Origin of the sequence: Lederbergia ruris (genome assembly GCF_018332955.1) — a bacterium.
In the GTDB taxonomy this organism is placed as follows: Bacteria; Bacillota; Bacilli; order Bacillales; family Bacillaceae_C; genus Lederbergia; species Lederbergia ruris.
On sequence record NZ_BORB01000004.1, the window covers coordinates 91196 to 104185 of the forward strand.

Below are 12990 nucleotides of genomic sequence, written 5' to 3' on the forward strand. Positions count from 1 at the left end.
AGAGAGTTTGATTCATCGTATCAAACCCTCTATCAACCACAGGACTAATTCTTGTCTAACTCCACTTTTATCGCCTCTGCCGCAGCATCGGCCGCTTCCTTCGGCGTCTTCTTTCCTTCCATCATTGTTTGAAGTTCGGATTGTATAAAGGGCATAATCGTACGACCTGCAGGATGAATAACCCCTGGCAAGGCATATTCAGTATAAGTTGCAAGTTGACTTAAATATGGTTCTTCATCAAATATTTCCTTTGCAGATTCACGTGTCGGAATATATTGAGTCACTTTATTAAAGCGCTTTTGATTTTCTGTATTGGTCATTACCTTAATAAACTCTGCTGCTGCATCTGGATTATCTGTGTTCACAGGGGCCACAAACATTCCTGTCGTTCCATATGTCACTTGTTCTTCACCTGTTAGTGGTGGAGCAATCACAAATTCAAATAAATCTTTACTTAGCATATTCGTGATAGAAGCACCCGAACCTTGAACAGCTAATAATTTTCCGCTATCCCATAGAGCATCGCGCTCCATTGCCGTAATCGAGTCTTCAGGAATCCATCCTTCTTTATACATATGATCCAGTCGTTCCCAAGCTTTTAGACTCTTTTCATTATTAATCAATACTTCATTATCTTCATTCACAATATCCCCACCAGCTTGCCACACGTATGGATAGAAGGTTCCATTCATAGAACCGCCTCCTGCAAAGCTCATAGCATAATAGCCTTTGTCTTTTGCCTTCTTGGCCCATTCATCAAATTCATCCCATGTTTTTGGCAGATTCTCTGGATCTCCCCCAATATCTTTCACAATATCGACGTTATACAAAAATGTATAAGCCTCTTGCAGAATCGGCAAACCGTATAACTTATCTTTCCATGTCGTGGATACTAACGCCGTATCTACAAAATCATCCATGTCTAGATCTTCTAAATAGGGATCAAGCTCTAGCAACATGCCCTCATCTGCATATTGTGGCATTTGGTCAGGGATAGCATAAAATACATCTGGCCCATTATTCGCAACCAATGCCGTTAAAATCTTTTGATCACGATTCGCCCATGGGATTTGTTCAAAATTCACTTTTACACCTGTCTCTTCTTCAAAGGAGGAGATAATCTCATCCCACATCTTCCCCTCTACCTCTTGATCCCCTGTGTAAGGATGGGCCCATACGGTAATCTCACCTGACAACTTCCCGTCTGACTCATCTCCGCCTTTTGAATCTTTTCCTCCTGAACTTGATTGACTATTGTTCCCAGAACTACAACCAACAAGGAAAATCCCAATTAAAAGAAATAGTGATAACAAACGAATTTTTTTCATGAAATAAAACCCCTCTCTCCTTACATTGTCACTGCACAAACCTCATCATTCACACCAACACAGAATGCAAGCTGCACCCCCTAAAAACTAGGCTTTTCAAGTTCGAATGTCTGGAAGCGTTATCAAATTATCCATATAAATATAAACTTAGATGGAGGAGCCACCTCTACAATGGAGAAATTGCTATTCTTTAAACATTCGAACCTCGTATTCTGAGTGTATAATCTTTCTGGAGAAGAGACAAGTCTCTAAAGTGTCTTTAATAAATGACTGTTTTGAAATGATTTAAACCAACTTTTCACAGTCTTTCTTGCCTTTTGTTTGACTCAGTTCTAAAACAAGACGAGGTTGGGACATAACTAAAATGCTAAGCTTCAAAAGCGAACAATGCATTACCTTAGCGGAGGAAATATACGTAGACTCCTGCGGAAAGTAAGAGTTCGGCAAGACCCCGGAAGGCGAAGCCTGAGGAGGCTTGACACTCGCCCGCGGAAAGCGAAGTATATTTCCGGAGCGGGTTATATACACGCTAGTAGTTCGTACTTTTCTTAAGCGAAAGCACTTTTGTCCCAACCTCGTCTTGTTTAAATATTTCTTATACCATAACAATCCAAAACTCATATCAAGACTCTATATCGACATTGACATAAATCGATGATCCTTTATACTTTGAAACACAATATAACACAGAATTGGTACGGGAGGGATGATATTTTTTGCAAACGCTCTCCGTTAGTCAACAAAGTAAAAAATACTCAAAGAAACACTAGCGAACTTGACTAATAGCAGGAATAAAGCATAAAGCTTAAACCACAAACAAATAATAATTAGAAAGAGGGATCCAGATTGACCAAGAAAAACTTATCTAGATGTGTTATTGTTCTATTCTGTCTATCTCTTATTTTTGTAATGTTTCCTATATACGGAAAACAGGCCAAAGCGGAGGAAGTTATTAATTTAGTTAGGAATCCTCAATTTGAAGAACCCTTTCAAATTCCTGGTTGGAATATAGTAGAGGGAGACTTCACTATTTCGGCTGATCAAGCGATAGAAGGAAATAATAGTCTTTTATTTGCAGCTGATCAACAAAAGATGACTATTGAGAGCGACACTTTCCAATTATTAGAGGGAACTTACTCCTTTACTTTTCAAATATATAACGATCATGTAAAGACGGGAGCACTTCGCTATGGACTTGAATTTTATAATTTAGATGGGGAGTTAATAGAAAAGCAATCTCCGACCGCAGTATCTACCGAGAAAAGGAAATGGATGAATGTCGAAAAGGATATAGTTGCTCCACCTTCAACTGTAACTGCAAAAATATACTTTACATCTGATGAAGCGGATGGTTTCACCACTTATATTGACCAAATAGAAATCTCAAATGAGCAAGAGGATGAAATAGAAATCTCAAATAGTCATTTCGAAAAGCCACTAGACATCCCTGGTTGGACCTCAACTGGGAACCTTATTACTATTATGAGGAATGAAGGATCAAATTTTTTGCGTCTTCATGATTATTCGGCCAACAACCAAGTACAAGTAAAGTCTGAACTCATTCCCATTTCATCAAACCAACGATATAAGGCTTCTGCGAAAATGAAGGTAATCGAGCAAAGCCATTCAGTTGAATTTGCCCTTTCCTTCTTCAATGATAAAAATGAGCTACATAAGGGCAAGGCGGGGCTTGGTTGGATTGATATTGAACTGGAAGGAGACTCACCGGAAGATGCAGTAGCGGTACAAATAACTTTTAATTCAGGCGCAATCAGCTTAACAGATGCTTATTTTAATGATGTGGTACTTGAGGCTTTGTCAGAAGAAATAGATGAACCATCCGATGATAAAAAGGAAGAAGAGGAAGATCCTTTACCATCCAATGATGAAATTTCGAATAATGTAGTCAATCCAGGTTTTGAAGCTCCCTTATTAGAAGATGGTCACATTCTAGGCTGGACACCGGAAAACCAAGCCTCAGGAATTTCCCTTGATGATAAGATATCTTTCGAAGGAAATCAAAGTCTACATTTCCATGATACCTCCGAAACAGAAGGATTAAAAGTATTAAGTAATAAAATTGATGTTTCACCAGGAAAATCCTACTTAGCAAAAGTACAAACGAACGTTATCCATCAAACACATAACATCGTCTATGAGATCCATTACTTTAATGAAGATGACAAAGAAATTGATGTGAAAATGGAACTCTTTGGTAATCTCCCAAAAGGAGAATGGTCTGAATTAAAATTACTTACAACTGCCCCCGATACCGCTGCCTATGCTAGACTAGCCTTTTACTCAGGTGGCATTAGTTTAACAGAAGCATATTTTGATGATGTTCGATTTGAATTGGATACTCAAGATGAATTGGTATTAGACCGTGTCTATCAATCACCCGAAAATTTGGGAGAAATGGTGCAGGTTCAGTTAGGCCAAGCCTCCGTCATTCAAGAAAATGAATTAGGAGAAAACGAAATTTATTATCATTCCAACGGTCTACCCGGAACCTTTTCTGTCCTAGATGCAGAAACTGGTAAACTAAAGTTTTCGGAAGTAATAAAAGGAACGGAAGCTTTATGGGCAATGACAATTGGAGCGGATAAAAATGTCTATTTTGCAAGTACAGGTGATGGAAAACTATATCGCTATCTACCTGCTCAGAAAAAGATAGAAGAGTTAGGTGTCAATCCTTCTGATGATTGGGTTTGGGACCTTGAAGCGAGCTCAGATGGGAAGATATATGGATCTACTTATCCAAATGCTAGTGTGTTTGAATATGACATTGAGACCCGTAAGTTCAAAGATTTCGGACCTATAGATAAAAACGAGGATTATGCGCGCGGCATTGCTGTAGATGAAAACTATATTTATGTTGGAATCGGAGCAACCAGACATCTTTATAAAGTAAATAGATCTACTGGTGAGAAGGAAGAAATCATTATCGAGGGTTATTCTGGTGAAGAAGGTTTCTTTGAAGATATTTTCTTAATAAATGATAAACTTCTCGTTTCAAATGGTTCCATTAATATGCTCGTAGTGGATCCAGAAACAAATCAAGTTATCCATCAATTCCAATATAGCAATATGGCTTCAAACCCATCTAAGGCCAATGAAAATATTATATATTACAAATTTCAATCACAGTTCTTTAAGTATAATTTTTCAACTAATGAATCAACTTTAATAGAGGATATTCCAATCCTCCCTGACACAGTTCGTGTCAAAGATATGGAATGGATTACATTGAAATCTGGAAAAAAAGTACTCGCAATCGTTACGCAATATGGAGAATATATGCTTTTTGACCCTGTTGAAAACAAGATGACTTTCTTAGAATTAGACATTGCCTCACAAGCTGTAGCTATACAGTCCCTAGAAACTGGACATGACGGTAGACTTTATATGGGTGGATATCAACGGGGGATGAGTATTTACAATCCTTTTAAAAATGAAATAGACTTAAATATCTCTGCCTTTGCACAGCCGGAAGGGATTGGCTTTCTCAATGAGAAAGTATATTACGGTACTTATGTTGGCGCCATAATGTATGGCTTTGATCCTAGAAAACCGGTTGACTTAAATACAAACCCCCATCTTGAATATGATATCGGCCATCAGCAAGACCGTCCATTTGCGATTACTTCGGGTAATGGCCAACTCTTCGTGGGGACTGTACCAGACTACGGGGTTCTCGGAGGTGTGCTAGCAATATATAATGATAAAACAAATAAATGGCAAGAATACAGAAATGTTGTAAAAGATCAAAGTATCATCGGGTTGGCTTACAAGGACGGTAAACTTTATGGCGGCACATCCGTTTGGGGCGGATTAGGTATTGAGCCAAAAGCAGAAGCAGCAAAGATTTTTGTTTGGGATGTTGAAAAAGGGAAAAAAGTAAAAGAATTCATTCCACAAATTCCAAATATTGATGAAACCCCTCGTATGATTGGAGAACTTTCATTCGGCCCAGATGGAAATCTATGGGGGGCAGTGGAAGGGACTATTTTTGCGATGAACCCTGATACGATGGAAGTTATAAAAAGCAAGCTTATTCGACCAAGTTTATATAATAGCAGTAAATGGTTTCCTTATAGATTACAATGGGGACCAGATGGAATGTTATATACAACTTTATCTAGAAGCTTAATTGCCATCGATCCCGAGACACTAGCCCATAAGGTAATCATCGATGACTTTATTAATAATATGACGATTGGAATAGATGGTAGTATTTATTACGCTCTTGGGAAAGAACTATACCGTATTGCAGTTCCAGAAACAGATGCTACTTTAAAAAGCATTTCTATAAATGGCAAGCCAATCGCTTCATTTTCACCTGGAATTACTCATTATTCAATATCATCATCTCCAACAAAAAATGTGACAATAGAAGCAACCCAAGCAGGGGCTCAAACTGAAATTGTAACTCTTGATGATCAGACAACAGCGATCAATGTGACAGCTACTGATGGGAAGTCCTCCTTGCAATACCAGATTCATTGGTCCGAAGAGGATGGAAAAGACGGTGAAGATCAAAAGCAGAAAAATGGAGACCTAAATAATGGAAAAGGTGACGATAACCACGTTATCGGCGGTGGCACAGATAAGAATAACGGGAAGAAGAAGCCTAACAAGAATAAGCCCGGCAATAAGCGGAAACAACATAAAGCACACCCATCTAGTAAGGGAGGTAGTGAGAGTAATTCAAAGAGATCCTCTCTTCCCAATACAGCAACCAATTATTATAACTATATATTTATAGGGCTACTGCTTATTGGATTCGCGTTGTTCTTACTCTATTATAATCGAAAAAGGAAATCAAACTAATTTTTTGGGTTATTCCCAATTCTACTATTTTTTCTTCTCTACACAAAGTAATATTTTAGCAGATAGAGACCATACGAAGTATCCAATAAGAGTAAGTCGGAAAAGCTGAAAATAAAACCCACACAAGGATACCGTTAAACTTAAATGTTTCCATTGTAAAACCACATAACCTTGGGCCAGCTTCTTACTAGAGAGACTGGCCCTATTAGTCTTAAAATTATCCATACTACTGAATTAAAATCTCTAATCTGATAAGTTTTCCCCCGAAGGTACCTGAATTGCTTTAGATGTCGATAACGGAACCCCGAAATCAGGTGTACCATCCGCTTTCCAACCAAATTTTTGAATACGAGTACTACGTTTACTACTGCCACCTTCTGATTCAGGAATGGCATGGTAGACGATCCAATCTTCCGTTCCGTCTGGAGATTGGGAAAAACCGTTATGACCTGGAGCGAACACACCATTTTCCACTGATTTCTTGAAAACAGGAGCTGGGGATTTATCCCATGACTGGGCATTTAATAAATCAGACCCTGCACTAGCCGTTAACATACCCAGTGAGTAGTCATCAGACCAGGTGGCACTTGCCGAATATATTAAGAAAAGCTTACCGTTTCTTTTCAACATGACTGGTCCTTCATTTACAGCCAGCCCGCCTTGAACTTCCCATTCATATTCCGGCTTCGTGATCAATACCTCAGGCCCTGTTAAGGTCCAAGGATTAGACATTTCTGCAATATAAAGTGCCGAACCGTAGGCTGGAAAGTTTCCATACCCTGCATAAACAAAGTACCACTTTCCATTATTCTCAAAGACCGTTCCATCTAATCCAGGATGTTCAGTATTGACATAGCCTCGCTCGATCCACTCACCTTCAAAAGGATCTTGTGAGGAATTCTCCAAAACAAAGATTTTCCGCGTCATGTCGCCGTCTTTTCCGACTTTCCCATCATTTGCAGTAAAATACACATACCATGTTCCATTTACTTTATGAATCTCCGGCGCCCAAAGGAAGTGGCTATTGATCCCTTCTTCTGGTGGAGTCCAAATCGTCTTCCGCTCTCCATTCGCAATACCGCTTAACGTAGGAGATTTCCATAAGTCGAGGTGAGTTCTTCTCGTAGCCATAAAATAATACATATCATCATCTTTATAAACCCACGGGTCCGCTCCAGGATCCATTAATGGATTTTGAAAGGTATTTGTCATAATAAATCCTTCTTTCTTTTTAAATTGTTATATATAGCTTTCCATAAAATGTTAATTTGTTAGATTTTTGATTGATCTATTTTAAGTGAATTTTATCATCTATTTTTGAACTCTAAAATATTTACCCTTTAATAGACCCAATCATTACTCCTTTGACAAAATGCTTTTGAACAAAAGGATATATAACCAGAACAGGTAAACTAGCTATAATAATTAAAGCATACTTAATACTCTCACCCAGCATCATTTTTTCATCTAATCCAATTTCACTACTGATTTCGTCTGTCATATTCGCCTGACTGACAAGGAGAATTTCTCTAAGTATAAGCTGTAAAGGATAAAGTTTGTCATCCCGCAGGTAAATTAGAGCGTTAAAAAATGCATTCCAATGGCCCACTGCATAAAAAAGTAACATAACAGCGATGATTGGCTTTGACAGTGGAAGAATTACTTTCCATAACATTTTCCAGTTGGAACAACCATCTATCATTGCCGCTTCCTGAAGCTCCCAAGGAATACTTGTCTGAAAATAAGTACGCATGACGATCAGGTTATACGTCGCAATTGCATTCGGTATAATCATTGCCCAAAAGGTATCGACCATCCCTAGTCCTTGTACGACCAAAAAGGTTGGAATCATTCCACCGCTGAAAAACATCGTAAAGGTTATAATAAACATAATGATGTTTCTACCTGGCAAATCTCGTCTTGAAAGTGGATAGGCGGCTAAAGTTGTCAGTATAATATTGATAAAGGTACCACCGATTGTATAAAAAATAGTATTTTTATAGCCATTCCATATATCTCCATCTTTAAAAACTTCACTATAAGCATCTAATGTAAAATCAACGGGAAAAAGCCACATCTCACCACTCATAACTTTTTCAGGACTACTGAAAGAAGCACTCACAATAAAAATTAACGGATATAGTATCAATACCGAAATGACAGCAGAAATAATGAGCACTCCGATATCAAATACTTTTCCATCTGAGATCTTCTTAGATTGTTGTTTCACCGTAGGCTCCCTCCTTCACTGACATTTTTTAGATTTTTATCTACCATAGGCTTGTCTCTGCCTTTTTCTTTGCAAATTGATTGATAAATATTAATAAAATAAAATTAATAACCGAATTAAATAAACCGATCGCGGCACTATAGCTAAAATCCCCGTTGAGAATACCGTTTCTGTAAACAAATGTCTGGATGACATCACTCGATTTCATATTTAAATTATTTTGCATTAATAAGATCTTCTCGAATCCTACATTTAAGAAGTTCCCTACATCCAAAATAAGTAAAATAATAATTACTGGAAGAATGCCTGGTATCGATACATGAATAATTCTTTGAAACCGGCTTGCTCCGTCCATTTTCGCCGCTTCGTACAACTGTGGATCGATTCCCGCTAAGGCTGCGATATAGATAATCGACTGCCAACCCATGCTTTGCCATATATTAGACCCAATGAAGATTGTCTTAAACCATCCAGGTTTTTCCATAAAAGCGACAGAATCTATTCCTACAGCATTTAACATGGTATTGACTATTCCGCTAGCAGGATTTAAAAATAGGCTCAGCATTCCGACAATAACGACCACGGAAATAAAATGTGGAATATATGTAACGTTTTGGACCCACTTTTTGAGCGCATTATTGCGAATTTCATTGATGAGAAGGGCCAAAAGTATTGGGATTGGAAATGCTATAAGCAGAGAATAGATACTTATAGAAAATGTATTCCATAGTAATCTTCCGAAATAATAAGATTCGAAAAACCTTGTGAAGTTTTCAAAACCGACCCATTTGCTTCCAAGAAAACCAAATGAAGGATTAAAGTCTTTGAAGGCAATTTGTAAACCGTACATCGGACCATATTGAAAGATAATATACCAAGCCATGGGTAACAAGAGCATAAGGTACAAGTCATAACTTTTGACGATTTGTTTCCAGGTTCCACGTTTTTTTAATATGGGTTGGGATTTCACACTTGAAGTATTTTCTTGGGATTTCGTCCTTAAAACACTCACTTCTTAGTACCTCCCTCTTGAATTATTTTTTAGTTACTAGGTACAAAGAAAATCTTTGTACCTAGTCATTACTATTACTCCTTAAAAGTTTTATCAAAAGCCTCTTGGTAGATTTCTTCTAATCTCTCTAGCCCCATATTTTCTATAGTAGAAACATATTCATCCCATTTATCAAAACTTAAATCACCATTAATAAATTGGGAACTTGTTTCATTATAATACGCATCCATATCTTGACGGATTTGGTTGACTTCCTTGTTTGTCTTTTCATCAAATAATGGGGCACCATAAATTACCTCTGGTAAATATGGATCAAATTTTTTCTGTGCTTCTTGTACTGCCGGTGAATTAATAGCTGACGAATTATATTCAGTTATATACTGTGGCGCTCCTCCCCCTGGAAATGGAGTAACAGCTTCGAGACTTGCGTCTTCATCTATATACTGAGGTAAACCATCATCATCATAATTAAAGGTCTCTCCCTCAACCCCATATCTAAAGAAAATGGAACCTTCCTTACTAAAGAAGTAATCAATCCAGCGAATCGTTTCCGCAGGATACTTATTGGCTGATGTAATCGCAAATGTACCAAAATCTCTTGCTATAGGAGATGCCTTTACTAATTGATCTCCAAAAGGCCCCTTTATTGGTGCAATACCAATGTACTCATAGTCTTTATATTGAGTACTCATGTCATCTCCCTGTGTATGGGACATGCCTACCTTCCCGGTAGACAATTTAGCTGTGTACTCTGAAGGTGAATGTGATAAAACATCCCGATCTAGTAATCCCTCTTTGTAAAGCTTATTTAGGAATTGTAATAGATCTTTATATCTATCATCTGTCTTCCAAATATGGACCTTATCGTTCTCAACATTTATCGTATTTCCCATTTGCTGCAATAATCCCCAAGAACTTGCAAAGTTATTTATTAAGGTAGGGAGGTTACGTTCAGTTAAAGGAATTTCATCTTGTTTGCCATTCCCATTCGGATCATCGTTTTTAAAGGCCGTAAGAACATCAACCAATTCGTCTGGTGTCGTCGGTTCTTCCAATCCTAATTTGTCTAACCAGTCTTTATTAACCCAAAATTTTTCAGTTCTTGCAGCATCTAATTCAACAATAGCCGGTAAAGCATAGATATGACCATCTGGGGCGGTAATGGATGATTTTATTTCCGGATATTGCTCAAATAAAGCTGTGAAATTCGGTGCATACTCCTCAAGTAAATCTTCAAGCGGAATAAAGAGTCCTGACGAACCATATTTTACGGCCTCTGCATGCGAAATCTCAGCCTTATAAAAGACATCAGGTAGATTTTTAGCTGCATACTCTAAGTTTTTCCTTTCATCAAAACCATCCTGGGGAACATCATTCCACTCTATTTTAATATTTGACATCTTTTCAAATTCCTTGAAAACTAACATATCTTTATAGGGGCCATTTACTGGAGAGCGTCTGGCAAAAAACTTTAAATTAATCTCTTCGTCAACTATTGGAAGTCCTTCTTTATTAAAATTGTCTGAAGGGCCCTCACTAGTGGTGCTCCCATTTGTCTCTTTAGACTTTGAACAGCCCGCAAATATTAAAGTTACCAAAACTAGAGATAAAACTAGTGTTAAAAACCTTTTCATTTTTGCTTTCCCCCTTATTTTTAAGTGTCTTTTTCATCTTTTAGACACACATTTCCACATATTTGTAATCGGATACAGATATTTTAAATTGCTCCCTATTCTTGAGGCTATCTTATACTCAAAAAACCTCCCTTAACATTTTTATTTTTTATAACCTTCTTAGTTTAGAGTAACTGAAATATCGTGTAGAACGAATGTTAATTTGTTAGGTTATCAATTAGCAATTTGTTAGGATTCAATATAACGTTTTTAAAATTTAATATTAAATTGGCACGCTAAGTTCCTATTTTTTGATGCAACGCATTTGCTTACGTAGCCGGCTAATAATTCAATTTATCCTTTCTAGTTCCCTTGCTCGTCTCTCTTCTTCCATACGTACTTCTATAATTAAGCTTTACTGTTTTATTAATTGGCAGTGTATCTTCATTTTTCATGCACCATCTAAGTAATTTACGCTCAAAATCTATCATGATAGCTTTATACTTTGGATCACCATATAAATTGTTTAATTCATACGGGTCATTTTGAAGGTCGTATAATTCTCCATCACCATTCGTATAAACATTTAACTTCCAATTATGGGTCCGTATACATTTCCCCTTTCCGATAAATGCTTCACGGTAAGCACACCAAACAAAATAACGTTCATCAAATGGCGTTTCTGGACGTACCGTAATCTCAGATAATCTTATAGGTTCGCCACTTTCTCCGCTTTCAATGACGACAAACTCTCTTGGAATGTATGTTTGATCAAGTAAATAAGGAGTAAAGCTTTTTCCTTGCACTCCTTGAGGAACATCTATTTCCGATAATTCTAAAATAGTAGGCAAAATATCAACCAATTCAGTTAAGTGGTTACATGTCTTTGATTGAATCACTTCTGGCCAAGAAACAATTAAAGGCACTTTAATCATTGAGTCATAAAACGCATTATGCTTTTGGATTAATCCATGAGCTCCCATCGAATCGCCATGATCTGAGGTAAATAAAATGACAGTATTTTCTCTTAAGCCCAGTTCTTCCAACTTTTTCAATACCCTACCTACATTATCATCAATAAAACTGATCATACCGTAATGGATCGCCTTGACGCTCCTAATAAGGTCATCGTCTGTTTTATCCATCGCATCCATAATATGTGCCACTCTTTGTCTTTCAGGTTTGTTTTGCAAGTCATCCTTAGGAGGCAAGGGGATATCTTCTAAATTATACATACTTGCATAGGGCTCAGGTACCTGATAAGGGGTATGCGGATCCGGGAATGATAACCACATAAAAAATGGCTGATCAGATTGCCGATTGTGATCCAAATATTCAATAGCTGCATTACCGAGCAGCTGTGTCCCACAATCCTTATAGGAAGCTGGATTTGCCCCATGGCCTAAAGGACTGTTCCAACAATGATCTTGCGCCCATTGATGCGCCTGTTGTACCTTGGGATCCTCTCTATAACCATCCACTAAATGTCCATGCCTTCCCTCTTTCACATAATCAAACGCATCATGAAGTACATCAGGCTTTTCTTCACCCTTCGAATAAAAGTTCACTTGATTTCCATCCATAAATACATGATTTTTACCGATTAAAGCAGTTTGATAACCATTGTCTTTTAAGAGTTTCGGTAACGAATCCTCAAGTGGATTTAATAACATGTGGTTAGCATGAGAACGAATAGTTGATGCATACCTTCCCGACATCATCGAAGAACGAGATGGCACGCATGCTGGATAATTACAAAAGGCATTTTCAAACAACACACCTTCCTCAGCTAGACCTTTAAGGTTAGGTGTTTTTACAATAGGATTTCCGTACATCTCTAAAGTTTCTGCTGATTGTTGATCTGTTTGAATCAATAAAATGTTCGGTTTTCCCTTCATAGTTTGCCTCCTCAAAAAGGAACGTTTATATTACTCACTCTTCCCCCATCAGCTTTATAGAATTTATTATAAACAATGA

The 12990-nt window shown here is 37.5% G+C and carries 7 protein-coding genes; 1 reads left to right on the forward strand and 6 read right to left on the reverse strand.

What is annotated here, in order from left to right; genetic code table 11:
- Positions 1 to 44 precede the first annotated feature (44 nt).
- Positions 45 to 1328, reverse strand: coding sequence for a sugar ABC transporter substrate-binding protein (locus tag KI363_RS03660; protein WP_212965533.1), 1284 nt, complete (start codon positions 1326 to 1328; stop codon positions 45 to 47).
- A gap of 846 nt (positions 1329 to 2174) precedes the next feature.
- On the opposite strand from KI363_RS03660, the gene KI363_RS03665 reads away from it, so the two are divergent.
- The gene (locus KI363_RS03665; RefSeq protein WP_212965534.1) at positions 2175 to 6158 is read left to right on the forward strand and encodes an LPxTATN C-terminal sorting signal domain; all 3984 of its coding nucleotides are present in this window, start codon (positions 2175 to 2177) and stop codon (positions 6156 to 6158) included.
- A gap of 243 nt (positions 6159 to 6401) precedes the next feature.
- Here the strand turns inward: KI363_RS03665 and KI363_RS03670 are convergent, their stop codons facing one another.
- The 5 genes from KI363_RS03670 to KI363_RS03690 all read right to left on the reverse strand — a co-directional run bounded on the left by KI363_RS03670 (position 6402) and on the right by KI363_RS03690 (position 12911).
- Positions 6402 to 7370: a glycoside hydrolase family 43 protein gene (locus KI363_RS03670; protein ID WP_212965535.1), complete on the reverse strand. Its 969-nt coding sequence runs from the start codon at positions 7368 to 7370 to the stop codon at positions 6402 to 6404.
- Positions 7371 to 7491: 121 nt separating this feature from the next.
- A complete protein-coding gene (locus KI363_RS03675) occupies positions 7492 to 8388 on the reverse strand; it encodes a carbohydrate ABC transporter permease (RefSeq protein ID WP_158322629.1) in 897 nt (298 codons plus the stop codon).
- A 40-nt stretch (positions 8389 to 8428) separates the two neighbouring features.
- The gene (locus KI363_RS03680; protein ID WP_246516747.1) at positions 8429 to 9358 is read right to left on the reverse strand and encodes an ABC transporter permease; all 930 of its coding nucleotides are present in this window, start codon (positions 9356 to 9358) and stop codon (positions 8429 to 8431) included.
- Between the two features lie 116 nt (positions 9359 to 9474).
- A complete protein-coding gene (locus tag KI363_RS03685; RefSeq protein WP_212965536.1) occupies positions 9475 to 11034 on the reverse strand; it encodes an extracellular solute-binding protein in 1560 nt (519 codons plus the stop codon).
- 320 nt (positions 11035 to 11354) lie between these two features.
- The gene (locus KI363_RS03690) at positions 11355 to 12911 is read right to left on the reverse strand and encodes a sulfatase family protein (protein WP_158322627.1); all 1557 of its coding nucleotides are present in this window, start codon (positions 12909 to 12911) and stop codon (positions 11355 to 11357) included.
- Positions 12912 to 12990 lie beyond the last annotated feature (79 nt).

Excerpts from the sequence above, each read along its gene's own strand:
- KI363_RS03660 (WP_212965533.1), bottom strand. The coding sequence starts at position 1,328 with ATGAAAAAAATTCGTTTGTTATCACTATTTCTTTTAATTGGGATTTTC.
- KI363_RS03670 (WP_212965535.1), bottom strand. The coding sequence starts at position 7,370 with ATGACAAATACCTTTCAAAATCCATTAATGGATCCTGGAGCGGACCCG.
- KI363_RS03685 (WP_212965536.1), bottom strand. The coding sequence starts at position 11,034 with ATGAAAAGGTTTTTAACACTAGTTTTATCTCTAGTTTTGGTAACTTTA.
- KI363_RS03690 (WP_158322627.1), bottom strand. The coding sequence starts at position 12,911 with ATGAAGGGAAAACCGAACATTTTATTGATTCAAACAGATCAACAATCA.